This window comes from Candidatus Obscuribacterales bacterium (genome assembly GCA_019744775.1).
In the GTDB taxonomy this organism is placed as follows: domain Bacteria; phylum Cyanobacteriota; class Vampirovibrionia; order Obscuribacterales; family Obscuribacteraceae; genus SBAT01.
This window is the reverse complement of the sequence record JAIETZ010000004.1, coordinates 299536-324281: the sequence shown is the minus strand read 5'-3', so window position 1 is coordinate 324281 and position 24746 is coordinate 299536. Positions and strand designations below refer to the sequence as shown.

22 protein-coding genes are annotated in these 24746 nt (G+C 46.5%); 5 read left to right on the top strand and 17 right to left on the bottom strand.

What is annotated here, in order from left to right:
- Window positions 1-52 precede the first annotated feature (52 nt).
- Entirely contained in the window at window positions 53-1258 is a 1206-nt protein-coding gene (locus K2Y22_10955) for an FIST C-terminal domain-containing protein (protein MBX9878965.1), read from the bottom strand.
- Window positions 1259-1397: 139 nt separating this feature from the next.
- Between K2Y22_10955 and K2Y22_10950 the strand changes: the two genes are divergently transcribed.
- Window positions 1398-3338: a hypothetical protein gene (locus K2Y22_10950; GenBank protein MBX9878964.1), complete on the top strand. Its 1941-nt coding sequence runs from the start codon at window positions 1398-1400 to the stop codon at window positions 3336-3338.
- Window positions 3339-3343: 5 nt separating this feature from the next.
- Here the strand turns inward: K2Y22_10950 and K2Y22_10945 are convergent, their stop codons facing one another.
- From K2Y22_10945 to K2Y22_10925, 5 genes are all read right to left on the bottom strand, one after another.
- The gene (locus K2Y22_10945) at window positions 3344-4321 is read right to left on the bottom strand and encodes a nucleotidyl transferase AbiEii/AbiGii toxin family protein (GenBank protein ID MBX9878963.1); all 978 of its coding nucleotides are present in this window, start codon (window positions 4319-4321) and stop codon (window positions 3344-3346) included.
- Window positions 4322-4323: 2 nt separating this feature from the next.
- On the bottom strand, window positions 4324-5169 hold the full coding sequence (locus K2Y22_10940) for a type IV toxin-antitoxin system AbiEi family antitoxin domain-containing protein (protein MBX9878962.1): 846 nt from the start codon (window positions 5167-5169) through the stop codon (window positions 4324-4326).
- A 248-nt stretch (window positions 5170-5417) separates the two neighbouring features.
- On the bottom strand, window positions 5418-5861 hold the full coding sequence (locus tag K2Y22_10935; GenBank protein MBX9878961.1) for a hypothetical protein: 444 nt from the start codon (window positions 5859-5861) through the stop codon (window positions 5418-5420).
- Window positions 5862-5879: 18 nt separating this feature from the next.
- On the bottom strand, window positions 5880-6563 hold the full coding sequence (locus K2Y22_10930; GenBank protein ID MBX9878960.1) for an endonuclease/exonuclease/phosphatase family protein: 684 nt from the start codon (window positions 6561-6563) through the stop codon (window positions 5880-5882).
- A gap of 334 nt (window positions 6564-6897) precedes the next feature.
- On the bottom strand, window positions 6898-8319 hold the full coding sequence (locus K2Y22_10925) for a class II fumarate hydratase (protein ID MBX9878959.1): 1422 nt from the start codon (window positions 8317-8319) through the stop codon (window positions 6898-6900).
- Window positions 8320-8528: 209 nt separating this feature from the next.
- Here K2Y22_10925 and K2Y22_10920 point away from each other — a divergent pair, with 209 nt between their 5' ends.
- A complete protein-coding gene (locus tag K2Y22_10920; GenBank protein ID MBX9878958.1) occupies window positions 8529-9368 on the top strand; it encodes a zinc metalloprotease HtpX in 840 nt (279 codons plus the stop codon).
- Here the strand turns inward: K2Y22_10920 and K2Y22_10915 are convergent.
- From K2Y22_10915 to K2Y22_10880, 8 genes are all read right to left on the bottom strand, one after another.
- Window positions 9365-10033 (bottom strand): response regulator transcription factor, encoded by a 669-nt coding sequence (locus tag K2Y22_10915; protein ID MBX9878957.1) that lies wholly within the window; start codon window positions 10031-10033, stop codon window positions 9365-9367. The genes K2Y22_10920 and K2Y22_10915 overlap by 4 nt on opposite strands.
- Window positions 10034-10131: 98 nt before the next feature.
- Window positions 10132-11148, bottom strand: coding sequence for an NAD-dependent epimerase/dehydratase family protein (locus tag K2Y22_10910; protein ID MBX9878956.1), 1017 nt, complete (start codon window positions 11146-11148; stop codon window positions 10132-10134).
- A 10-nt stretch (window positions 11149-11158) separates the two neighbouring features.
- Window positions 11159-12094 carry an NAD(P)H-binding protein gene (locus K2Y22_10905; protein MBX9878955.1) on the bottom strand — a complete coding sequence of 312 codons (936 nt, stop codon included), beginning with the start codon at window positions 12092-12094 and terminating at the stop codon, window positions 11159-11161.
- A 2-nt stretch (window positions 12095-12096) separates the two neighbouring features.
- On the bottom strand, window positions 12097-12375 hold the full coding sequence (locus K2Y22_10900) for a DUF962 domain-containing protein (protein ID MBX9878954.1): 279 nt from the start codon (window positions 12373-12375) through the stop codon (window positions 12097-12099).
- Between the two features lie 3 nt (window positions 12376-12378).
- Complete coding sequence (locus K2Y22_10895; GenBank protein ID MBX9878953.1) at window positions 12379-13395, bottom strand: SDR family NAD(P)-dependent oxidoreductase; 1017 nt, start codon at window positions 13393-13395, stop codon at window positions 12379-12381.
- A 30-nt stretch (window positions 13396-13425) separates the two neighbouring features.
- Window positions 13426-15099 carry a GH3 auxin-responsive promoter family protein gene (locus K2Y22_10890; protein ID MBX9878952.1) on the bottom strand — a complete coding sequence of 558 codons (1674 nt, stop codon included), beginning with the start codon at window positions 15097-15099 and terminating at the stop codon, window positions 13426-13428.
- A 10-nt stretch (window positions 15100-15109) separates the two neighbouring features.
- The gene (locus K2Y22_10885) at window positions 15110-16279 is read right to left on the bottom strand and encodes a hypothetical protein (protein ID MBX9878951.1); all 1170 of its coding nucleotides are present in this window, start codon (window positions 16277-16279) and stop codon (window positions 15110-15112) included.
- The gene (locus tag K2Y22_10880) at window positions 16276-17130 is read right to left on the bottom strand and encodes a lysophospholipase (GenBank protein ID MBX9878950.1); all 855 of its coding nucleotides are present in this window, start codon (window positions 17128-17130) and stop codon (window positions 16276-16278) included. Before K2Y22_10880 ends, K2Y22_10885 begins: the two co-directional genes overlap by 4 nt.
- A gap of 191 nt (window positions 17131-17321) precedes the next feature.
- On the opposite strand from K2Y22_10880, the gene K2Y22_10875 reads away from it, so the two are divergent.
- From K2Y22_10875 to K2Y22_10865, 3 genes are all read left to right on the top strand, one after another.
- Window positions 17322-18083: a hypothetical protein gene (locus K2Y22_10875; protein MBX9878949.1), complete on the top strand. Its 762-nt coding sequence runs from the start codon at window positions 17322-17324 to the stop codon at window positions 18081-18083.
- A 25-nt stretch (window positions 18084-18108) separates the two neighbouring features.
- A complete protein-coding gene (locus K2Y22_10870; GenBank protein ID MBX9878948.1) occupies window positions 18109-18756 on the top strand; it encodes an isoprenylcysteine carboxylmethyltransferase family protein in 648 nt (215 codons plus the stop codon).
- 174 nt (window positions 18757-18930) lie between these two features.
- Complete coding sequence (locus K2Y22_10865; GenBank protein ID MBX9878947.1) at window positions 18931-19569, top strand: SRPBCC family protein; 639 nt, start codon at window positions 18931-18933, stop codon at window positions 19567-19569.
- Here the strand turns inward: K2Y22_10865 and K2Y22_10860 are convergent.
- Genes K2Y22_10860 through hemG form a run of 3 tightly spaced genes read right to left on the bottom strand, consistent with a single transcriptional unit; the run spans window position 19559 to window position 24650 of the window.
- Window positions 19559-21226, bottom strand: coding sequence for a Ppx/GppA family phosphatase (locus K2Y22_10860; protein MBX9878946.1), 1668 nt, complete (start codon window positions 21224-21226; stop codon window positions 19559-19561). The two genes, K2Y22_10865 and K2Y22_10860, sit on opposite strands and share 11 nt — an antisense overlap.
- A complete protein-coding gene (locus K2Y22_10855; protein MBX9878945.1) occupies window positions 21223-23190 on the bottom strand; it encodes a glycoside hydrolase family 15 protein in 1968 nt (655 codons plus the stop codon). Before K2Y22_10855 ends, K2Y22_10860 begins: the two co-directional genes overlap by 4 nt.
- Window positions 23191-23216: 26 nt before the next feature.
- On the bottom strand, window positions 23217-24650 hold the full coding sequence (gene hemG, locus K2Y22_10850; GenBank protein MBX9878944.1) for a protoporphyrinogen oxidase: 1434 nt from the start codon (window positions 24648-24650) through the stop codon (window positions 23217-23219).
- Window positions 24651-24746: the final 96 nt, after the last annotated feature.

Below are 24746 nucleotides of genomic sequence, written 5' to 3'. Positions count from 1 at the left end.
TTATCAGACCTCCAAGTCTACGCAGTAACTATAGTGTACACCTTGTGGACAGCTAAGCTTTGGCCGGCGCTTTTTTTCGAAAGATGCCGAAAGAAGAAGTATAGCCATGCAAAAAGGTGGTGCCGCCAATTGGGCCTATCTCACCGTTGCAGAAGAAGCCGCCTAAAGGAATTTCGCCTAAGTATTCGCGGAAACATTCGCTATCATGATTGGGATGACCATAGAGGTGCTGCCCACGACCAAGACAGGAAAATAACAGCGCTCCTAGTCCACCTTCAGGATGTTCATCGCAATAGCGTTTCAATAAGTGGCGCAAGTCATCAGCCGAAGTTGCCGCATCACGCAGGTGGAATTGTACAGTGCGTGCATTGCGTAGAATTTCGCCAACCACCAAGGCTCCGGTGTTGGGTTCAATGCCGAGAATGTTGCGGATGAGGAAGTCTCCAGGCTTGAATGTGTCTTTGAATTCGTCCATGACGACACCGAGAAATAGAGCATTGCGCGCTAGTCCTTGATCGTGTGATGACAAATTTTCCAGAATGTCCTGCAAGACAATAATTGCTTGTTTATTGTCTAACTCGTAGAGCAGATTCTTCTGGCAACGCGTCACGCTTAATGGCTTGCCTATTGGACGGCAGCCTTGCGCTACTACCGTATCTACTTCAATGTCGCCTGTTAAGGCAACACCGACAAGTCCTGAGCGGAAAGCCTTGTCGTTCATGAATAAAGCATTTTGTCCCGGACGGCTAGCGGAGCTGGCTAAACCACCAATTTTTATCGCACGTGGAAAACAGTAATCGAGTCCGGAAATAAATACATCAATACTGAATGAAAACGGATCCGGCAAAATGATAAAGCTCGGATCGTCTTTCTGTGCAACACCCAGCAACTTCTCCCAGCGCGATGGTGGGTCATCGAGATCCGGCAATTCATCCTCATTGACATGGAAGGCACGCAGATTCACCTCAGGTAGATAAGCCGCTGCCAGAGCCACGCCTGGTGTTTGCTCAATTTCTTGACCGCCGCCTATTATTCCGCCTGCCGAGCATCCGATAAAATTTGTCGGTCCGAGATTGGATAAGACGACTTGCGGTACCCGCTCAAAATCATCGCTGAAGTGCGGCGAAATGAAACCTAAAACAAGGTCGGGTGTTAATCCGCCAAGCGATTTTTTTACTTGCTTTGCGCAATCAGCAATTAGCGCTTCCAGCGAAGATTTCTTGCTGGTTGGCGAAGCTGCGCAAGAGGTCCATTTCATGGCCGACTCCTTTTCCCCAATGTACCCGCTTTTAAAAGGTAAGGCTTGATTGTCAACAACTAATCTCAGTTTGTTTAAGAAGCAAGACAAATGGCATGACGAGGAGTATCATTACTTGCTTGAAAATAGGTCATAAGTCGTGACTACAGTAGCGAATAGACGCTCCTTAAAACTCTCAAACCGCATTAGGCGCTGGTTTTTCCAGGGCATCAGACAATCCAAGATAGGCATGCCAACCCACACGGATGCCTGGTGGAAGGTCATGTGTCTTACTGGGGTAGATTACTTTTCAACTTTGGGTTACCAGCCAGGTATTGCCTTTCTCGCTGCCGGGCTGTTGTCGCCGTTTGCCACACTCATCCTTGTATTGTTAACTGTTTTTGGCGCGCTTCCTGTTTATAGGCGCGTTGCCAAAGAAAGCCCACATGGTCAGGGCAGCATTTCCATGCTTGAAGCCTTGCTTCCCGGTTGGAAGGGGAAGGCTATTGTCCTTGCGCTGCTGGGATTTGCCGGCACAGCCTTCATTATTACAATTACTTTATCAGCTGCCGACGCCACGGCTCATATTGTGGAGAACCCATTTTTTGAGGACTTGCCGTCCTTTTTTCAAGACAGGATTGGTGTGACGCTTGTATTGCTCACAACGCTAGGCGTTATTTTTCTTGTCGGTTTTCGTGAAGCGATTGGCTTTGCCGTTTTACTCGTTGTGCCGTATTTGATATTGAACGCTTACGTCATTTTTGTCGGCATGAAAGAAATAGTTGCGCATCCTGAAATGATGGCAAACTGGCATGCGAATTTATTTTCTACTTACCAGTCTCCATGGGTGATGTTGGGAATTTCGCTTGTGTTATTTCCGAAACTAGCACTGGGACTTTCCGGATTTGAAACAGGTGTTGCTGTTATGCCACTTGTAAGAGGCAAACCGGATGACAATCCGAAATTGCCTGAAGGCAGAATTCACAACACTCAGTTTTTGCTGACAAGTGCTGCACTCATCATGAGCGTCTTTCTAATAGGCAGCTCGATAATTTCTACAATACTAATTCCACCGGAAGCCTTTCAGCCGGATGGTCCGGCTAACGGACGCGCATTAGCCTACTTGGCTCACAAGTTTTTAGGTGATGGTTTTGGAACTGTCTATGACATAAGCACCATTCTCATCCTTTGGTTTGCCGGAGCATCTGCAATGGCCGGACTATTGAATTTGGTGCCGCAGTACTTGCCTCGTTACGGCATGGCGCCTGATTGGGCGGCAGCAGTCAGACCATTAGTTATGTTCTTCATGCTACTGTCGTATGTTGTGACATTTATATTCAAGGCTGACGTTGACGCTCAGGCTGGGGCGTATGCGACCGGCGTACTGGTGCTTATTACGTCAGCGGCTGTTGCTGTGACAATTTCTGCTTATAAATCGAAGCAAAGGCGTAAGTATGCTTATCTTGCTATTGCAATTGTGTTTGTCTACACATCAATAGTAAACATGATTGAACGGCCTGAAGGTCTTCAGATTGCCATGTTCTTCGTGGGCGCAATTCTTACCATATCACTAGTTTCGCGAGCAATTAGGTCAATTGAACTTCGAATTAGTTCCGTGACTTTGGATGACAACGCAAGAAGATTTATCGAAGAAGCGAAATTGCATGCAATGGGTGAAGTGAGATTGCTCGCCCATAGACCAGGCGGCAGCAGTTATGCAGCCAAGGAAGCTGAATCGCGCGATATTCACAGCATCACAATTCCGGAAGGCGACTTCATTTTCTTGGAGATTTCTCTAAGTGATGCATCCGACTTCATTGATGATTGTCTTGATGTTTATGGGCATGAGATTGAGGGATACAAAGTCTTGCGCTGTACAAGCACGGCTGTGCCTAATGCAATTGCTGCGTTGCTTTTGCACATTCGCGATAACACTCAATGCGTGCCACATGCTTATTTCGGATGGACCGAAGGCAATCCGCTTCTATACATATTCAAATACATATTCTTCGGCGAAGGCGAAACCGCCCCAGTAGCCAGAGAAATTCTGCGTGAAGTGGAGCATGATCCAAGGCGCCGCCCACGTATTCACGTCGGGTAAGGGCGTTATTGACCGGTAACCGCTGCCTGAGTTCTGAGTTGGTGCCAGAGAGAGTCATGAAGATCTTGTCGCTTCTGCCAACGATCTAAGCACAGTTGCTGTTCCTCGTCTGTCAGTGTTGACAAGAAACCATATCGCTGGGTAATGGTTTGCAAAAGCTTGGCTGGTTCAACCCAGGCATGAGGCGCTACCTGATGTTTTAGTGGTTCCCAATTGTAGGTCGTTGGCTGTAGTTTTGTGAAAAACTCAACTGGATCAAAGTTGGTAGGACCGCTATAAAGACCCCTGTCTTGCCAGCATTTAAGAACGGCTGCGATCCGAACCAATTCCGGATTAAATACCAGTTCGTTGTACTGGTAAAGATCATAAAGATCCCTGGCATTATTACGCTGGAAGGCAGCGCGAATCTTTTCAGCCATTGCCTCTTCCAATTGCAAAACCGGAATGGCTGAAGGTGTAAATTCAAGATGTTTGAACCAGCTCTCTTCGCGAAGTTCGCGAAATTCTTTGGGCAGCAAGACTGGACGCCTAAGACTACATTCAAATGCTAGTAAGTTATCCGTTCGTGATTGCCATTTACTGTCGGGTTTGTCATCGTAAATAAAATAATGAATGTCAAAGCGCACCGAATCTGTATTTAATTCCTCCTCTGCCACCGGCGCAACACGCCAATGAATATCGTAAATCGTGCGTTGATCGATGTGTTGTTGCAGCTCTCGATAATAATCATGAGCCGTTAATCCAGCGTCAGACAGGTGTTGGTATGAAGCATCAACAAAGTCAAGATCCAACGAAAACCTGCTTGGTCTCCTGGCAAATATTTTGCGAAGCGAATTGCCACCCTTGAAACACATATGATCAAACATTCCTGCATCGTTGAATGCTTGAAGAAGATATACAGAGATCACATCCAGCCGAACAATCCGCTCATCATCAACACCGGAAGAATGAATGATGCGTCCCAAAATGCTTTCTGTTATCACAACTAATCTCTCTGGTGAGGGATGGGCGAAAAACCAGGTGCATTAATTACTAGTTGCCAGTCTTTTGAATAATGCTGAAGTTTGGTGGTTCCGGCTTGCTTGCGTGAAAACAAATAGGTTTTGTTGCCATGACACCAGGACAATAAACGTTTCTTTTCTGCTGGCTTCAGACCAAATCCTTCGGATTCCAAAAGATAGCCAACCCTCTGAATCAATGATTTTGAATGATAAGTTGGTAAATACTCAAGAATACGTTGAATGGATGCTTTGCCGCGAGCCCTATTCAGGATCTCTTTCAGGTCAGAAATACCGCCACATAGATCAGGACGATCAATGGCGTCAATAATTGTTCGCTCTATGGTGGCAACTTTTACATCGGGTGCTTTAGTTGTCTTTTGAAATCCAACGTAATTTTCTGAGTCGATCAAAATGAAGCGCAGCTTTAGTTCCGGCTGCGACATTTGATTTCTTCGCCTGGGAGTGGCAAGCAGTACGTTTTGAAAGATTTGAGTGGTGAGACCGTGATATTCGGCTGCGGAGCCATAAGCGATGAAACTATCAGGTGCAAATTGCCCAGCAAGAACAAATTTATCGCCAGTTGGATATGGTTCAAGTCCGGTTTTTGCGGATTGAAGCTGGTAGCAACCACGACCAAGCCGTATCAGCCAGCCTGTGTCCACTAAGTGAGCAATCATTGCGCGCGCATTATTGTCGGTGGTTTGATAAAATTTCTTGAAATCCGACACCCTCAGGACATGACGGTTTTCTTCCTCAGCTGTCAGAATGATTCTGGACAGCATCGGAGTCAGTGGGCGGCCTTGGTTGAGGTAGTCTCGTTTTGTACTCATATTGTTAGTTAACTTTGAGCATCCAATGTTATTTCTATTATAGCATTAGATGTTGGATATTAACTGCTGGTTAAAATAAGACATGCAACAGTATAGATATATTAACGCAGCATGTCGTAACATAACTACCGGGAATTCTTGCACAAGCGCATAAATTAAAGCTGACTGAACACAATGCCGGTAAACATTGAAAACAGTATGGACACATTTACGGTGTGAACTGAAAAAGATTTGCCGTCGGAGGAAGCTCAATCGGGCGTCACGATGTATTTAGTAACAATGCCTTTTTTGATTTCGAAAGCAAGCCACATATCATCGAAAAATCCGAAAGATCCTAGAGGATAACTAATTTCCAGTGCTGGTTTCCATTTGCCTGTGCCTGGACCAAGTAACTCATCCAACTGCTGACGAGTCATGCCAACTAACTTGTAGTGCGTGAACAGGTCGTTTAGCATTTTTTGCCTGATCGATTTGCTGTACAGTTTTGTGCCAGACCCCGACTCCAGCCACATCTTTCGATCAAATGGTATCGGATGTGTATTTTGCAGATTCATGGTCTGTTTGATGTCTTGATCAATTGCGACCGACAAGCGAACTATCGGACTTAAGTACAGGATGCCGGCAAGAAAAAATATACCAAGCAGTCCTGCGATGACTATTCTCAACTTTGAGTTCAAGTTATTTCGTATCATGCCATCCACGTTTTATGGTTAGTGAGAAGTTAGAGGACTAAGCATTGAATTTATTGGTAGTTCAGAGTTTAAAGCTAGTTCGATAATAACCGGACGATGATCTGAGCCAAAATCAGGACCAATGTATCGAGAAACGGTGGACAAATCGCTACTAATGAAGTAATGGTCAATTGGAATGATAGGTATTGGGCACCAATGTGGTCCCCACGATGGCTGGAGTCCAAAACCTTGTTGCGTGTCTACCAATTGTGTTGTCCGCAAAAGTTGCGCGTAGACCGGAGACCAGGGGCTGCAATTAAAATCACCGAAAAGAATTTTCGGATTCTTTTCGTCGTTGATTTCTTGTGATAATAAAATGAATTCTTTATCGCGTAATTGATTGCGGTAAAGAGGAATGACTGGATGCACAAAAAGCAAATTTACGCAGGAACCATTGGCAAGCATTAATCGGGCATGAATGCGTGGTCTTTTGATGGAGTTGAAGTACTTAATCTCAAGGGCTTCGAGTGGAAGCCGGCTTAGAATAGCAATGCCACCGTAATGTGGTTCGACAATCTGGTATTTGTAGTCAGGAAAGGCTTTAGTAAATGTAAGCCACCACTGTTGTGTGACCTCTGTCAAGGCAATTACATCAGGATTGGTATCACGTGCCACTTTGATCGCTTCTTCAAATTCACGATTCTTGCCACCCCAGAGATTCATCTGTACGATCCGGAAATGTGAGTGGGTTTTTGGCAGAGGCTGGTGCGGAAACAGATGTTGGATGACGCCTATGCAAGAAAACGAAAGCAGTGCTGCTGCAAGTAGAGTCAGCCAACGATAAGAGGTGAGCAACAATAGGACAAATGCAATTACAAAAAGGAAAATATAGATGAAGCGTGCATGGGTCAAAAATTCAAAGTATGGTGATAAGGATGCAAAAAAGCTTGCTAAAAACGCCGCGGACGTTAGAACGAGCAACACCGCTCCAACGAATGCGATTGTCTGTCGAAGGTAGGTTGGGAAAGGCAGCATTCGTAGAAGATAAGGATTGAAACTAACCGCCGCCGCCGGCTTGTTTGGTGCCTGGCTCGACCATCTTGGATGGGTCAAGCAATTTCTTGAGTTCGTCTTCGGTGAGCTTTGTTTTCTCGCGAGCCATCTCACGCACAGTTTTACCTGATTCAAAAGCATCGTGGGCAAGAGCTGCTGACGCGTCATAGCCGATTGCCGGCACAAGCGCTGTGCAGAGCATCAATCCGGCTTCCAGAAGTTCCGGTCCTCTTTCAGTTGCCTTGATGCCGTCGACGCACTGCAGGCGGAAGTTGTCCATCGATTTGGCCAATAAATCAATTGACTGCAAGAGATTGTAAGCAGCAACTGGTTGCATGACGTTCAATTCAAAGTTGCCCGATTGTCCGGCAACCGCCACAACCGTGTCATTCCCTATGACTTGCGCGCAGACTTGCGTCACCGATTCAGCAATTACGGGATTGACTTTACCAGGCATAATGGAGCTTCCAGGTTGTACTTCAGGCAGGGCAATTTCGCCAATGCCGGCGCGCGGACCACAACCTAACCAACGAACGTCGTTGGCAATTTTCATCATGCCGACAGCGATAGTTTTCAAAATGCCTGAAGTATCAACCACTTCATCCAATGTGCTTTGTGCTTGGAAGTGATTTGATGTCTCAGTTATTTTTATGCCGACTTGTTTGGAAAGTTTTTCCAAAACCTTTTTGGCAAAATCTGTGCGGGCATTAATTCCTGTGCCGACAGCTGTTCCGCCTAACGCTACTTGTGAAAGTCTTCCTTTGGCGTACTCAAGGCGCTCAATTGCGCGTTCGATCTGACCTGCATAGCCAAGGAATTCTTGTCCCAGTCTAATTGGTGTTGCATCTTGTAAGTGAGTGCGGCCTGTTTTGATGATATTCCAAAACTCTTTGGATTTTTTGTCGAGGCTTTCTTTTAGCTTCTTAGCGGCAGGAATTAGTTCATGCTCAATGCCGATAAGAGCTGCTACGTGAATAGCAGTTGGAATAGCATCGTTGGATGACATGCCGTTGTTTACATGATCATTTGGGTGAACGAGTTTTCTGTCGCCGCGTTCTCCGCCAAGAATTTCAATTGCGCGATTGGCAATTACTTCGTTGGCATTCATGTTTGTCGATGTGCCCGAGCCAGTTTGAAAAATGTCTACTACAAACTGGTCGTCGAATTTACCTTCAGCAACTTCCATGGCAGCTTGCTTAACAGCGTCGGCAACTTTCTTGTCGAGTTCGCCGTATTCAGCATTTACTTCAGCTGCGCAATATTTGATTAGTGCTAATGCCTTGATGAAAGAACGGGAAAAGCGCAAATCACTAATGGGGAAATTCAGCACTGCGCGTTGTGTGCTGGCACCATATAAAACATCGGCTGGAACCTCCATGGTTCCCATCGAATCACGCTCAATACGGGTATGTTCCTTCACGGGCATATTGGACCTCTTAGCAGGTTGAGTGGCACTTGAAGCCAACATTATACTTTGAAGCAAAGGGCGCATACAATGCGCCCCTACGAGAACATCTCAAGGTCCCGCCAGGCTTGGCTTTGTAGCCTCTGACAACCGCTGGGTTGTAAGGCGTTGTCTTGGCGCAGGGTCTTGCCGACAAGTTAGAATGAGAGCTAACAGCAAGGAGCATATAAATGAATACGCTTAAAACAATATTGTTGATGGGTATCCTAACCGCGCTTATTGTTTTCGTCGGCGGTGTCATTGGTGGTGAAAGAGGACTCTACATAGCTTTTGCTTTTGCTGTTCTGACAAATGTCGGCAGTTATTGGTTCTCCGACACTATTGCTCTTAAAATGTCAGGCGCCCAACCGGTGACACGGGAAGAATCACCGGAACTCTACGAGATTGTTGAAGGTTTAGCCAAGCGCGCGCAAATTCCTGTGCCACGCATTTATGCAATCCCTACAGATTCACCAAATGCTTTTGCTACAGGGCGTGATCCGCAACACGCTGCAATTGCAGTGACGGAAGGCATCATGCGCATTATGAATAAGCGCGAGTTGGCGGCTGTTCTTGCACACGAGCTGGGGCATGTGCGCAATAGAGATGTTTTGATTACGACAATGGCAGCAGTGCTTGCATCTGTCGTTACGATGATCGCTCACTTTGGTTATTATCTCGGCGGCAACAGAGATGATAGAAATGGCGGTGGCAACCCGTTATTTTCTTTGTTGTTGGTCATACTTGCGCCGATTGCAGCCACGCTTATCAATTTAGCAATATCTCGCGCGCGTGAATATCAAGCCGACAAAACTGGCGCTGAGATTACGCAAGATCCCGAAGCGCTGGCAAATGCTCTGGCTAAATTAGATAAAGGCAGTCAGCAAATTCCTTTCACCAATGTCAATCCGGCGCTGTCATCACTCTATATAGTGAAGCCCAATCCGGATAATTGGTTTATCAATTTATATTCGACGCACCCGCCAATTATGGAGCGCATCAAACGACTAGAAGAAATGGAAAAGAGTTAGACGAGACCTTGTCTCAAGGCCTTCACTGCTGCCTGTGTGCGATCGTGAACTGCTAGTTTTTCCATAATGTGACGCACGTGCGTTTTTACAGTTTCTACGCTTAAGGTTAAGCGTTCGGCAATTTCTTGATTGCTTAAACCTGCCACAATTAAGGAAAGCACGCTTATCTCTCTTTGCGAAAGCGGCGAATGATCGGACTTCTCGGCTTCTTGCGAGTTAGCCATTTGCGACCCACCGGTTGCACAGGCTCTTAAAACACGATTGGCGATAGCTGGATCCAGCCAGGCAGCACCATCAACAACCGCTCTAATAGCAATTGCCAGACGGTGGCTGGAGACTTCCTTGACGCAATAACCATCGGCTCCGGCAGAAAGGGCAGCAAAAATATCTCGGTCGGTGTCGTGCGAGGTAAGCATAATAATGCCCGTGTCGGGCACTTCACTTTTAATGCGTCTGGTTGCCTCAATGCCATCCATTAAAGGTAAGCCTATGTCCATAAGGACAATTTTGGGTTTCTTATCTAAGACTTCCTGAATAGCTTGCCTGCCGTTGCAGGCTTCGCCTACAACAACAAAGCCGTCGAGCTGCTCAAGTGTAAGCCTTAAACCCACACGAGTTATCTCGTGGTCTTCGGCAATCACAATGCTGATCGTTTCTGAAGTCACCGGCACAACCCAGATAGCCCCCTTTATCCATGTTATCAGCTACAGATACCCTAACTATCTGCGCAATTCACTGTATTACTTATACCCAACTATAGATTTTAATGGGACTTACTTAAAGCAAACTGTTTACTGCCGGACTTACTAATTCGGCTCAAATAGTATGGGGCGGTGCGAATAATAGTCTCATCAAAAGTTGTCTGCTGGAGCCCCAATTCCTTAATAGCCTTGTCAGAGCTGAAGAATATGCGTCTTTGCGAAAGCCAGGCGATTTGCCTTGTAAGTGGCGGACGTTTGCCCAAAAGGGGAAATATAAATTCGCAAATGTTACCGAGCGTTTCAAGAATGAAGCCTGGAATGATGATTGTCGGCGGCTTTGTCTTAAGAACTCGGCAGAAAATGCCTGCGGCCTGCAGATAGGTTAAATTCGCACTGCCGATTACATAGTTTTGACCGGGACGCCCCGCTGTCATTGCCTTTAAGTGGGCATCGACCACATCTAGTATGTCTGAGAAAGTAACACCGCCGGCTGGGCAGCCGAACATATTGCCTTTGGCGATGGCGGCAAAAATGGTGTGGTGATGAACGTGAGTATCGCCTTCGCCAAAAATAATACCGGGACTGAGGATTAAGGCAGGCAATCCCATTTTGCAGTATTTCAGAACTTCCATTTGTGCGTCATGCTTGCTGTCGCAGTAATTAAGTCCCAGTCCTGCAAGATTGTAGGGCGTGTTTTCATCGGCAACTTCGCCTGGTTTGGGAATGCCCATTCCGGCTATTGAGCCTGTATGAATGACACGTTTTACGCCATGCTTAAGAGCCGCCTCCATAACATAACGCGTGCCCAAGACATTTATTTCGTACTGGCGTGGTTTGTCTACTTTTCTATAAGAGATAAAACCGGCCATGTGAAAAACAATCTCATTGCCTTTAATTGCTTCCGAGACCTTTTCTTGATCTGTTATGTCCCCTACGATGTGATTGAATTCTGTTGCGCGAATTCCTTCAAAGACAGGTTGCGTGCGTCCGAAAGTTGTCACTTCATGTCCACCACGAATGAGATGCGGTACAAGCTGTGACCCAATAAAACCCGAAGCACCGGTGACGAAGATTTTCACGAACTGTCTCCTATACTAAAGCAAGCTTTTCTTTGTAAGTATTTAAGCCGGCTCTGATGTGGCGGGGCTCTATGCCTAGTTTTACGGAAAGATCATTGGTCGCACAGATGTTGTTGTTTTTGGAAATGCGAACTTGATCACGGCTGATTAACGGCACTCGAGAAGTTGCTTCCATGCAGGTGGCAAGCATAACGGCCACAGGAGTCGGCAGCCCAACAAGGGGTTTTTTGATGGCTAGAGTCTCCATCAGCATTTCCACAAACTGTTTCATGGAAATTACGCTGGCACCGCCCAATTCGTAAGTCTGATTGACTAAGTCGTCTCTTTTGATAACGGCAAGCAAGGCATCAACAAGATCACCAATAAATATTGGTTGAATCAAATTGGCGCCGCCATTAATTAGCGGTACAACAGGCTTTGTTTCAATAGCTTCTATGAGCCGAGCAACCAGCTTGCTGTCTCTGTTTCCGACCTGGCGTCCAAAGATAAGAGAAGGACGTAAGATGACATAACCAAGCCCGCTTGTGCGCAGTAATTCTTCTGCTTGAAACTTTGTTGAATGATAGTTGCTTTCAGCTTGTGATGATGAGCCAAGTGCAGTCACCATCACAACCTTTTTGATTTGATTTTCCCGGCACAACTTAACTAATTGCTTTGTTTGGTTGACGTGCAGATTTTGCATTGTCTGACCTTTAGGTGGAGCGATGCTGCCAATTAGATGTACTGCCGTTTCGGCGCCGGCAAAAGCTGAATTTAACTCCGCAGAGTCATTCTCCAAATCGGCTACATAAACTTTTGCATTGAGTGATTTGAGAAATTCAATATCCTTTTCTCGTGCGCCTTCGTGCACAAGACAGCGTACGTCAAAACCATTTTCACAAAGCGCTGCTACAAGGTGCGAGCCGACATATCCTGTTGCGCCGTCAACAACGATTGGTCCTTTCACGTTTAGCACTCCTTGCACTTGCCGCTTATGCGTTTGATGATGTTTTTGATTAGGGTGACTTCGCCGACTTCATTGCCTTGCGCTGAGTGTCCCAGCCACTGCAAAAGATAGCCGCCGATAAGAAGCCCAATGCCCAGGCTGATATCGCCTGCTATTAGCACGTACAATCCATAGAATGCCATCGGCACGCCGAAGATGTGCAAAATTGCATTAACCGGATGTTTGTGGCGTTGTATGTAGTCAATGACAAAGGCTTGAATAGGATTTGTTGAAGTTTGCATTTCCTATCCCGCCTTCTTGGCGCCGAAATCAGCTAGTGTCAATTTCATTGCTTCCGAAAAGGGAACGCGGTTAGTGTAGTTCAATTCGCGCTCAGCTTTGCTGATATCAAATCCTTGATTGACGCCTGCCAATCTAAAAGCAGCTCGTGAATAACGGGAAAGTCCTTTGCGTGCTGAAAGAGGCAGCAATGGAGCAATTGTTGAAACAACTTCGCATGCCGTGCGCGCAACAGCTGACGGTATCACTCGAGTGACACGGGGCAATTGAAGACCATCGGCAATTGCATCAAAGAGTTGTTTCTTGCTTACTCTTTCGCCATCGGTTAGGTTGTAAACTTGCCCGAAGCTTTGTTCATTTAATATCGCCAGTTCAATTGCTTGGCTAAGATTGCCTACGTAAATGACGTTCGTTTCTTTTTGCCCGCCGTCTATCAGCATTGCTTTGCCTTGGGCAATTGAATTTATCAAGCGTGGCATCCAAGCCTTTTCTTTCGGACCGTAAATGAAGCCTGGACGTAATACGGTGACATTGATAGTGCCGTTTTGCGAAGTGACTAATTTTTCCGCATCTACTTTTGAATCAGCGTAAGCTTCGCCGCAGTATTTGAGTTCTGCTTTTTCCGACAAGCCATATTGGTCGCCTTGTCCGGTAATTACCGACAAGCTGCTTATATGAATCAATTGTTTGACGCCTGCTTCTTCAGCAGCGGCAAGAATATTTCCTGTTCCTTCTACGTTTACTTTATAGATGTCTGCTCGTTTGCCCAAGGGATCAACAAAGCCTGCGGCATGAACTACTACATCTACGCCTTTCATGCAGTTAACTAGCTGAGCCTTGTCGTCAAGATCTGCTTGCACAATTGTCAATTGTCCGGTAGTGCCAAGACTTTTCAAATCAGCGACATTGCTTGAACTTCTTGTCAGGGCCTTAACCATAAAACCTTTGCTGAGCAAGTGTTTGACTGCGTTAAAACCTACCAGACCTGTGGCTCCGGTTACCAAAACGGTTGTTTTGTCCATTGTTAGGGCTAGCTCCTGTCAGCGTTATTCCTAATCTTCCGCCATGGCTAGTGTAGCAAGAGATTTGCTGAAATCGGTACTGCAACTTAACAACGGAATCTTAACTTGTGCCTCTGGAGCTCCTTCGGCAACACGCTGCTGTCTCAATTTTAGGTATGTACCAGGCGGCACTATGTTGAGAACCGGGGTTCCCAGTCGCTTGCTCTGTCTCTTATCCTGGTATTCCAGATTTTGCGCTTGCAACGAGTGATCAAATACACGGACAAACTCATTGCGTACAGGTTCTGGAAGATCACTCTTCAATTCTGCGTAAAGGGTGTAATAAGGTGGTTTATCAAGTTCAACAGCAGCGGTGAAGTGTTGAATTTGTTTCAATTGCAATTGATTGACTGCATATGACAAGGCAATCTTAACCTGCTCTTCCGTCAACTTCTCACCAGTTATGGAACTGATGCCCATGCCTTTGCGAATGAATTGAATTATAGGAGTGCGGTTGTAAAAGCCGACAACTTCAATAACATCATTGATGTTGTATCTGTAAATGCCGGATGATGTCGTGAAGTAAATGTAGTAGCGTCCGTGCAGCTCAAGCTGATCAGCTGTAAGGAATTTTGGTTGTCCGGCTTCCATTGTCAGCTCGGGCACAAATTCAAAGAAGTGCGATGTGAGTGCCAAGACTCCGCCGGCACCATCATTCTGTATTGGAATTGAGCCGCGACCTTCAGAAGCCATATAGCCGAAATCTCTAATTGCCACGTTGCCGTAGTATTCAGGCAATTGATTCAGATAGAAGGACATTGGTCCGCCCTTCCAACAGGACAGCATTTCCAAATTCGGCCAGACAGTGCTCGGTAAAAGTGTGCCGTGCTTGTCCAGAAGAGCACTTAACTGCCGCGCTCTTTCTTTGTTCATGGTGATATGCGGAGCAAGCGCGTCGGCCAAATGAGCCGGCGGACGATATGACTCGCGTACAGTACCACTGTAAATGTCGGATATCAAATCGCTGGCATGTTCTTGCAATTGATCGGCAAGCAAAATCATGCTTGATGGGTTGCAGGCAAGCAATGCGGTTACATCTTTGGCTAAGGCAATGCGCAGCATCAGGTAATACTTTAAGTCGATGTCCTTTATCTTGCACATTTCGTAGGGCAAGGTCATGAATTGACGGATTATCGATGGCTGACGGCGATTGAGAACACCGGAAACGGCACCATAAGGAACGCCTGAAGCAACTTTGCCTTCTTCATCGTTGCTCGTTAGGATCAAGTAACTGCCTGTTGCTACATTTGGGAAATCTTTGGCTAGGTGGTAATTGTGCAACTGAAATGCATGGATATAATCCTGCATATGCGTTTCAGTGATAGGAATGAATTTCGGTTTTGAAGTGGTACCACTTGTGGTGGCGAACATGAATGGATCTTCAACAGTCAGCTGTCGCTTGTGACCATTCATCGCCGCTTCAATATACGGTGCCAGGTCTTCGTATTCGTTAGCCGGTACGAGACGTTGAAAATCTTCGATGCTGTTGATTTTGTCGAATTGGTGCTTACGCCCGTAAATTGACTCTTGATTTTGTCTGATAATTTTCAGCAGTTTAGCCTCTTGCGTCCGCCGAGGATGCTCTGCACCGGCTACAAAAGGTCTGACGTGATTTATAGATCTAAGCAGTTGACCCACTGCTACTAACGAACTGCGAAGTACCAACTTATAACCTCTACTTGGGGAGCGACACTTTATCGGTCGCGTGAGCATCTGGCATCTGTTTCCGTGTAAGACCTGTTATTCGATTTTGCAATATATTAAGGCCTAGGCCATCTGCTAACTTTATATTGCCCCTTCCGCGTAAGGACACTGTTAAGTTTTCACGAGATATGTCTTGTTGTAACAGCCAACTGTTATTAGACCCCTCGTAGTTTTTACACGGCGGCTCAATTGCAGCAAATATTCTACCAGCCGCAGTTAATATTGCACTTTCGCCAACTTGCGCGCCCATATGCACGCTGAGTCCCGAATGCCTGGCCAGTTGCGCCATTTGCTGAGCCAACAGCAAACCGCCGACTTTCGAAATACGAATATTGAATGCGCCGCAGGCTCTTTTCGCAATCAATTCTTTAGCATCTGCGAGCGTACATAAACTTTCGTCGACGACTATCTCTTGCTTTACATTGGCGACGATTTTGGACAGTCCATCAATATCTTCTGCTTTTATCGGCTGTTCAATTGAAGCCACGTTGAATGCCTGGAATTTATCAGCTGCGGTAAGAGTTTGCTCCACATCCCAGGCGCAATTTGCATCAACGCGAATAATCGCATCTTCACCCATTATTTGACGCACTATTTTCAATTTCGCCAAATCGTCCTCAAGAGTGCCGCCGACTTTCAGCTTGACTGTCTTAAATCCCCAGAGCTTGTAGAACCAGAGAAGCGCCACCATTATTTTCTTGTTGCCGAATGGTATGACTGATCCGTACTGCACACTTTCTTGTTGAATTTCGCCCAGTTCCAGTGCCACCGGCGTTTTAAATGATTTGCCGTAAGCATCCAACACCGCCAGCTCTACAGCACAAAAAGCTGCTCCTGAACGACGTTGACTTAGTCCTTCTTCTTCTGCCAGATCATGAATGAGTTGTTTGACGCTGTGAAAATCATCAGCATCTTGCCCGCGTAGTTTTGCGGCAAATGTGCTCACATCAACAAGCGCACCGTCGATTGTTTCGCCGGTTACATACTCGCGTGGAATGCCTTCGCCGAAGCCAACACTTCCATCTTCAAGCTCTACACGCACGATAAGGTTGTCGGAATATGCTCTTGAAGCGATGCTGTGCCCGAAAGAAAATCGAAACGGCAAGCGAATGACAAATGCGTCGACTCTTTGTATGTTCATGAATGTTGGTTGATCCAGTTAATTAGTAAATCTAGGTATTCATCAGCTTTTACGTCGAAATCAAGACTGTGTGCCATCCAGGAAAAATTCTTGTAGGTTTTATCTGTCGATGACGCCTGTGAAAACCATTTTTCGATAGCTGCCGTGTCGACGATGTCATCACGTCCTGCTTGCATGACAAGCAAGGGCAGACTTATTTTACTAGCTTGTCTTTTGGCAGTCTCAGTGAGGAAAAATGTCTGTGCGAAAAAGGCTGCGGTTGCTTCCGTCAATCGATTAGGATCAGAAATGATGTAATCGAGATATGGCTTGTTGTCCGTGAGCATTTCCGGTGTGAGCGGAATGGCAATAGGCGATTTGATGCCAAAGATCCATTCAAAAGCGACCTTTATCTTTTGGGGGAAAGTTAGATCAGCTTTTGTAACCAGCGCCGGTGACGTCAAAATGAGTCCACTGATATTGGGTAATTCGACTTTGCCTTGCTGCCACTGACTAATGAGTACAACCGCCGGCTTAGCTCCCCAGCAATTGCCTACAAGAAACAAGGGTCCATCTTCTTTGGATGCGATATAGAGCATCTCCTGGACGTCTGAAAGCAGTTGTTTATTGCTGGTGAAGTGCCCTCTGTTTTCTTTGTTGAGCCCCGACCCGCGCCTATCCGGGGCATAAATTGTCATCCCTTCGTCATTAAGAATATTGGCTGTAGGTTCCAGCCACTCGCTATGCCCTTCTATTCCGTGCAGTTGGACCAACACCGGTCTGCCGGGGCGTCCTGCCCAATATCTGTAAGAAAGGGTCGTGCCGTCAGTTGCCTGATAGCTGGAAATGGTTACTTTATTTGTCTTTTCCATCGTTGAGGAAAGCCTTTCGGGCGGCGAAGCCTTTCTGGGACTAAGATGACTATACCCGCTCGAATTGTTGAAAATCCCACTGAAATGGGCTCTTGGCAACTATTTCTAACGTCAGTTTGAGCAGTGTTTCATACTCGGTGCCAACACTATGAAATAATGTAGCCAGCGGCTACCAAAGGCGTCAATTGTTTATGAGCAGAAATTTGCGATATATCGGCTACCTACTAGTAATTCTTGCCACTGTCGGCTGGACGACTCTCATCCCTGCCTGCGCAGCCGCTGATGTTGACTCGCAAAATGGCACATGGTCCTTAGTCAAACAAATGGCAGCTAAGCAATATACCAGTGATGCCGACAAAGACGGCAAGCCCTTCATTGATCGTATGGTCAAGGCAGCTGATGACCTGAATGACTACTCGTTTCTCTATGAAATGAACGTCTTTAAGAAGAGCCGGGTAATAAGCCAGCGCGGCAACTTGAATTATAAAAAGCCTCGCAAAATGCGTATTGAAGTAACCGATGGAGCTAATGACGGATCTGTTGCCGTAATGACACAACCAGGCAAAGTAAAAGGACATTTGGGCGGTGTGCTATCCATCTTTTCCGGCACAGTCTCCGATCGCTCAAGTTACTTGCTGAGCATCAATGGTTGGCCGATGGTAGATTCGGACTTTCTCTCATTGGCTCAAGCCCTAAAAAAATATGTTTATAACGACGGAAAAATTAGCAAAGTCACCTCTGACCCTGTTGAGTGGCAAGATGGAAAGAAATACTTCGTTGTTGAACTCTATGAAACTTCTCCGAAGAGACTTTGGAAGCGAATTGCTGTTGACCCAGGGAACTTATTGCCCTGCTATTGGGTCGATTACCAGGAAGGACAACTTTGGACCTATTCCCTTTGGAAAAATGTCCGACTCAATCCTGGAATAGCTGACAGCGTGTTTAAGCTATAATCTACAAATTGCTGCTGAGGAAACAATGCACTTTCATCTATCAACTGTAATAACCCTTGTTCTTGTCCTAATCGGCATTTGTGCCGCAACGCCAGTCCTCTACAGAGGATTTTCCAGACGCGGAAAAGGAAAAATCTACGAGCACAACTATATTATTCAACGTGCTCCTCAAATGGCTTCTTTGTTGACGGTACTCATTATTATTCCTGCCCACCTCTGCCGTGACGGAGTTTTGAATTGGGATATCGCACCGCTTTTGACTCAAGCTGCCCTCCTGCCGGAAGCTGCCCAAGATGCTATTTCTTGGCTCGGCGTGGCAATTTTCGTCAGCGGCTTGATATTCATGATCGGCGGCTGGTACTCGTTGGGCGAGTCATTCTCGACAGATGCTGAGGTTCTCCACAATCAGACTATTCGCAAGGACGGTCTGTTGGGAGTGGTTATGCACCCGGCTTATTCCGGCATCATCCAGTCTTTGCTCGGTACATCCATCGCTTGCTTGAGCTTGCCGGCTGTTTTGCTAACCGTTTGTTTAGTTGCTCCACTTTGGCTCAATAGAGCCAAATATGAAGAACAGCTCCTAATTAAGACGTTTGGTGAACAGTACAAACAGTATGCTGAAGAATTAAAGTGGCGCCGACTGGTACCTGTCTTTATCCCACTGGGCGTGTAATTCGAGTCTTTTGGAAACTTATCTAATTTCGGGCACAAATTGACTTTTCAAGCGTCGATTTGCTATACATAACATTTCAAGAGTCGCTTGAAGTATGCTGAATAAAAGTGCTTCGAGCTGAGCCAAGCGGTGTTATTTTTTGCGCGGTAAACATAAAGCGGTTGAGGTAATCTAATGAAGAGCACAATTGTTGCTTTGGCAACGGGCGTAGTATTGCTGGGTAGCATGTTTGCTGCCGAGGCTAAGACTAAACCCAATCAGGAATTCGCAAAAAGCTATTGCCGAATTGCTCAAGCTAGTGAAGAAGCTAAAGTATCTAAAAAACCAAGACAAGCCGGTGGCAATTCCATGGCGGCATCTATCCATATACATGCCACCCCTGAAGTTGTCTGGCGAGCCATCCACGAAGAAAGAAGTCACGATCCTGACTTGGCTTACAGCAAAGTCCTAAGCCAGAACGGACCCGAAGTCACTCTCGAGCAAAAATTCGCCATTCTGCCTGTCATTGGAACAGCGGTTTGTGTGATGAGCAATAAGGAAGTGGAGAATCACAAAATTGAGTACAAGTTGCTCAAGTCCGACCATTTCAAAGCAATGGAAGGCAGCTGGGAAATTACTCCGCTGGATAGCAACCGTTGCAGCGAGTTGACGCTAACTTCTTACGTTGATTTGGGCTTGAACGTGCCACGTATGTTTATGGACGACATCACCAGCAAGAAATTGCAGAGACGTCTCAGCAACGTGAAGAAAGCTGCTGAAAAAGAGCAAAGCAAAGTTGCAGCCGAACACAGTGGACTGAAAGCTAGTCTATAAACTGCAGCTCAGCGGTCAGGGCAAATTGCTTTTCAAAAACGGGTTTTTTCTCTTCAAATGCCCAGGATTCCGGCGCTGTATCAGCATTTTTTGTTGTGCTGACATTGATAAGCAAGTGCTGGGGACCCTTATTTTTCTTGTCGTTGTCGAAAGTCAACTTGATTGAGCGGACTATCTGGCGATGACTGCGATCTAGCGCCTCGGCAATGCGCAATATTGCCGACATATCGGCAACTAGCTTACGCTCTTCCAGAGTTAGTGCCGCGAATTCACTATGAGACTCTTTTGGTTCGTTGCCTCGGTGGTAGCGAGCAATGCAGGCGATGAGGTCAATTTCTTCTTCGGAATGTCCCAGGAGACCGCCGTTTTTAATAAGGTAGAACGAGTGTTTGTGATGTCCTTTGCGGGCAATGAAGGTGCCGATGTCGTGCAGCATGGCAGCAGTCCACAAGATACCGCGGACACTTTCATCGTATTGATGCATTTTGCCATGGCTCTGATCGAAAATTGCCAACGCCAGCCTGGCTACCTGCGAAGTGTGCTCGCTGCTGCTGCCATATTTGGTCAAAAGTTCGTGAACGCTGTTGGCACGTGGATTTCGGTGCTGGGTAAGACCAGACTCTAACCAGCCGCCACGCACGAAGCGGTCGACAACTACACCCTCACGCAAAGCCGCATCGCAATATTCAAGACTGTTTGCCCCTAATGAGCGCATGGTCTCAAGCAAAACAATTGCTCCAGCCAATATTGTGGCGCCTCTGTCGTTGCTAACACCCTTTATCTTGATGCCGGCAAGCTTTGCCTTTTCAATGTAGTCGACTATTTTTTCAAGGTTGTTTATTGTCAGTTTAGTTCCGTGAACTGGTTCTTTGTCGGACGAACTATCTTTGCTGTGCATGGCTCTGTTGATTTTCACCAACGCTGAGATAGTGCCGGATGTGCCAATTAACTGATTGAAGCCGCCGCAAGCAGCTATTTGCACTGCACAGGGACGCAACATGCCGCGTACTTCATCGTGAAGTGCCGCCAACGCTTCTGGTGTAACTTTGTCTTTTGGAAAATACTGAGCTGTCAAACGCGCAGCGCCTAACTTGTAGGACTCAGAAAATATCGTGCGCGCGCGATCGGCTACGATAATTTCCGTGCTACCGCCGCCGATGTCGACAATTGCAAACTGTCCTGTGAGTTTCGGTAACCGCCAAAGAACACCCAAATAAATTAGTCGTGCTTCTTCTCGGCCGGAGATGCGCTTAGCGTCAATATTTAGCTCTTGGCGAATCTTGCGGAGAAGCTCGGCTCCGTTGCGGGATTCGCGTACGGCTGATGTTGCTACTGCCGTTATTGTGCGCGCGCCTTTTTCGTGAGCGTGGTCACGCATGCGGCGCAAAATGCGAATGGCATGTTTTTCTGATTCGGGATCAATGACGTGCTCGGTTAGTGAAGTGCGGAAGAATGGGACCGCTTCGCGCATGCGAGTAATGACTTCAAAATGGTTGTGCTCGTGCGATGCTCGGCAGACAATCATGTGAAAAGAGTTGGTGCCCATGTCGATGCAGGCCAACACCGGACCTTCTTTCAGTCTTAAATCGTCAGCGTCGTGCAGTTCGTCTAACACAGGAAAATTTTTGGCATTCTCTTTGGTTGTGTCTCTGGTCATTTTGCCGCTTTGTCCTTCAGGGCTTTCAGCTTACCGAGATATTCATGAACACACATAACTAAGGTAGCATGGCTCCATGAAAGTGGGGCGACCGATAGAGGTTCACCGGTGTACGGATGAACTTGTTCGGCAAGCACTCCGGAAGGCAGGGCGTGGCTTTTCACCCATTTAATGATGTCCAGGGCTTTGTCCAAGTCGGCTTCTGACTTAGCCGTGGCTATCCGATATTGTGCCAGCCACATTGTGCAGATAAACCAGGGGTTACCTGGAATCTTGTCCGTGTCTTGGGAGACTTGATAGTAAAGATCGTTTTTGTAGCGAGCGATGCCGCCAATGTCGGTCTTGACCCAGAGCTCATCTTCAATTGCCTTCATTGTGGAGGCAACTTTTGGATGATCTGCCGGTAAAGCACCAAAAGCGAACAAGCCATAATTGGCCGCATCCGGTGTCATGTCGAGTTCGTAGCCGTCACCGGAGCGAGTCGCCATACGGGCAAAGCGATTTTCCTTTTCGTTCCACATGTATTTGATCATTGCTTCGCGTACTTCTTCGGAGGACTTCCTAAAGCGGGCGCTTGCTTCGTCTTCACCAAATTCATAGGCGAAGTTGGAAGCTGCTTCTAGTGCGCCGATTACCGAAGCAACAGTAAATAGATGCACACCATAACGCTCTTCCCAAAGATCATACGACGGATGCGGCAAATGAGTTTGGCTGTCGCGATACTCGATGAGAAATTCAGCAGTGTTGATGATCAGTTTGCGGAATAGGGGTTTCAATGCCTCTACTTCACGAAAACGCCTGAAGTGTTTCCACAATGCCCAGACAACTAACGCTGTCTCGTCTTCTTGAATGGGAAGTTCCGGTACGCTATTGCGAAACCATGGTAACCAACTGGACGCCACAGTTTCATCAGGATTGTATTTGTGGAATAGATAACCTTTTTCGCCAATCACAGACAAACAAAAATCGAAGAAGCGTTGTGGTAATTGCCTGAAGCCGGCCAGTCCTAAGGCATAGGCACATAAGGCTCCATCGCGCGGCCACATATAGGAATAAGTGTCGCGCGCAAAAGTTATCGTGTCTCCGTCGTTGCCCGCAATAATGGCGCCACCGTCATCAATGTTGGTACGAAGAATTAAAAGACTGCGTTTGTAAAGATCGACGATGTCTTCCGGCAATCCGCCAAACTCGTGATTCTCTTTATTGACCCATACCCGCCAATAATTTCTTGTCCTTCTTATGTAAAAGGCAGGATTTCGTCTAACTATGGAATCTAACTTTATGACTTTGTCGTAGTTGATACCAAAACAGACCCATTCGTATGCTTCGGCTTGGCCGTTTGGCTCAACGGTGAGATTGATGCCTACTGTTGAATCAACTGAACCTTGCGCAATAGGACTGCCGGAAAGTTGTCCGTCTTCAGCGTCTTTCCAGGTGCCTTCCAAACAGTCAAATTCTTTTTTTCCGCAGGCAAATTGTTGCACGCCTGACTGTCCATTGAAGGTATTGATCAAAAACCAACGATCACGTTTGTAGTGAATTACCGATTGGCTTGCCGGATCGTAATAAGCCGTATCGCCGACATCATTTTCAGAAATATGAAAGTCATGATTGAAAAAGAGACGTACATCGCGCTTTTGACCTCTGAGATCGCGTACAGTCACATGACGCAAGACAACCCAAAGGTGAAATTCGACAGTGTCATGAAAAATAAGTTCAATGCCCAAGCGTTCATGACGCATGCGCACATCGGTGACCAAAGTCTCGTCCAGGTATCTGAGATCCTTAATCCAGTCAGGACCCATCCAGGCAAATTCGCCGTCGACCCAGACTCCAAACTTCGATGCATGACCAAAGGTTTGATTGGTTTCGCCAACGTGCGGGTAATAAACATCCCGCATCGTATATGTCTCGTCAAAGTTGACGAGCACTGTCCCGTTGCCGACCGGTAAATTGCGTGGCATTTTGACTCCTTAACGCCACGAACATGTTAACCGATTGACGACTGTAATTCGCCTTTTAATGTGAGCATTTCCAAGACAGATTCCGCTGCAGTTTCGCCAGTTAAAACACAGTCTGGAATGCCCGGCCCATGCAGGTAATTTCCGGCAAGCGCAAATCCGGTATACGCGCCGGATAGTTTTTGTATATCGGCGATGAGTTCTAAATGACCCAAGTGATACTGCGGCATTGAGCTTGGATAGCGGGTTAATTTTGCTTGTTTGGGCTGAGCATTAATGTGCAGGTATTTTTTCAATTCCTTTTTTGCGCTTTCAACAAGCTGTTCGTCATTTTGAGCATAAACCTCTTTGGCTAGTGCACCGCCCATAAATGCTCGAATGAGAACTGTATCTTGCGGAGCACGACCTGCATATTTTTGACTTACGAACGTGCAAGCAATGATTGAACTCTTTTCTTTTGCCGGCACGACAAAACCAAATCCGTTGAAGTTAGGAACATCTGATTTGTTGTAGACGAGATTGAGCACGGCAGATGGCGCGTATTCTATTTGCGAAAGGAGCTTCGATAAATTAGCATCAAAGGAAGAAAGCATTTGACTTGCTTGAATTGCCGGCGTCGCAATAATCACAGCATCGCTATGAATAGTCTCGTCATTTATTAGCTTGATTGAGAATCCTGCGTTGTCCTTAGTGATTCCGGCAACTGCAGCATTGGTTCTAATGGAGTCAGCAGGTAATTTTGAAACAAGTGTGTCAACAAGCAATCCAAGCCCTTTATCAAGCGCAATGAATAAACTATAGCGAGCGCCGGACGCTTTTCTGTCAGACTTCATCAATCCGGAAATTACACTACCGTGTTGTTTTTCCATATCCATAAATCGTGGCATCGTTGCCTTAAGACTAAGCTTTTCCGGATCGGCTGTATAAATGCCACCAATCATTGGTTGTGCAATTCGCTCAAGAGCTTCTTTGCCGAATCGGCGGCGTACAAAGTTGGCTAATGACTCATCACCATGGTCACTTTTAGGCGGCAAAAATTTCTCGAGTGCCATGCGCAATTTGCCTAACGGTGAGAATAACGTCGAGGCAAAAAATGTGACAAAGTTGGTTGGCGCCAACATGATGAAACCTTCCGGCAACGCATGTAACTTTCCGTCCCAAGCAACATAAGTTCGGCGATTTTCTTTTTCCGTTTCAATTACGTGCTTTTCCAAACCCAGTCGCTTAATGAGATTAAGCGCCCAAGGCTTTTGTGTCAGAATGGAATCGGGACCTTCCTCCAGGATTAGTTCGCCTTGCCGTAAAGAGGAAATGACCCCGCCACATCTATTTCCTGCCTCTAAGACAGTGATTTTAAGATTTGGATTTGATTCAAGGAGCTTGTAAGCCGCGGCTAAGCCGGAGATGCCGCCACCTACAATGACGACATGTTTGCTTTTGCTGGTTTCCCCCGAAACTTCCATGTACAACATTTTCTTAGAAGACGCCCGTCTAATCAGCACTTATTACGTATATTAAAAACTTAAAATCCCTGGCACCTTTGCCTTACCTGCCTATCT

Bases quoted from the DNA above. Each gene is read 5' to 3' on its own strand.
- K2Y22_10955 (MBX9878965.1), bottom strand. From the start codon at position 1,258: ATGAAATGGACCTCTTGCGCAGCTTCGCCAACCAGCAAGAAATCTTCG.
- K2Y22_10940 (MBX9878962.1), bottom strand. From the start codon at position 5,169: ATGAGTACAAAACGAGACTACCTCAACCAAGGCCGCCCACTGACTCCG.
- K2Y22_10935 (MBX9878961.1), bottom strand. From the start codon at position 5,861: ATGATACGAAATAACTTGAACTCAAAGTTGAGAATAGTCATCGCAGGA.
- K2Y22_10930 (MBX9878960.1), bottom strand. From the start codon at position 6,563: ATGAATCTCTGGGGTGGCAAGAATCGTGAATTTGAAGAAGCGATCAAA.
- K2Y22_10925 (MBX9878959.1), bottom strand. From the start codon at position 8,319: ATGCCCGTGAAGGAACATACCCGTATTGAGCGTGATTCGATGGGAACC.
- K2Y22_10920 (MBX9878958.1), top strand. From the start codon at position 8,529: ATGAATACGCTTAAAACAATATTGTTGATGGGTATCCTAACCGCGCTT.
- K2Y22_10900 (MBX9878954.1), bottom strand. From the start codon at position 12,375: ATGCAAACTTCAACAAATCCTATTCAAGCCTTTGTCATTGACTACATA.
- K2Y22_10895 (MBX9878953.1), bottom strand. From the start codon at position 13,395: ATGGACAAAACAACCGTTTTGGTAACCGGAGCCACAGGTCTGGTAGGT.
- K2Y22_10885 (MBX9878951.1), bottom strand. From the start codon at position 16,279: ATGAACATACAAAGAGTCGACGCATTTGTCATTCGCTTGCCGTTTCGA.
- K2Y22_10880 (MBX9878950.1), bottom strand. From the start codon at position 17,130: ATGGAAAAGACAAATAAAGTAACCATTTCCAGCTATCAGGCAACTGAC.
- K2Y22_10875 (MBX9878949.1), top strand. From the start codon at position 17,322: ATGAGCAGAAATTTGCGATATATCGGCTACCTACTAGTAATTCTTGCC.
- K2Y22_10870 (MBX9878948.1), top strand. From the start codon at position 18,109: ATGCACTTTCATCTATCAACTGTAATAACCCTTGTTCTTGTCCTAATC.
- K2Y22_10865 (MBX9878947.1), top strand. From the start codon at position 18,931: ATGAAGAGCACAATTGTTGCTTTGGCAACGGGCGTAGTATTGCTGGGT.
- K2Y22_10860 (MBX9878946.1), bottom strand. From the start codon at position 21,226: ATGACCAGAGACACAACCAAAGAGAATGCCAAAAATTTTCCTGTGTTA.
- K2Y22_10855 (MBX9878945.1), bottom strand. From the start codon at position 23,190: ATGCCACGCAATTTACCGGTCGGCAACGGGACAGTGCTCGTCAACTTT.
- hemG (MBX9878944.1), bottom strand. From the start codon at position 24,650: ATGGAAGTTTCGGGGGAAACCAGCAAAAGCAAACATGTCGTCATTGTA.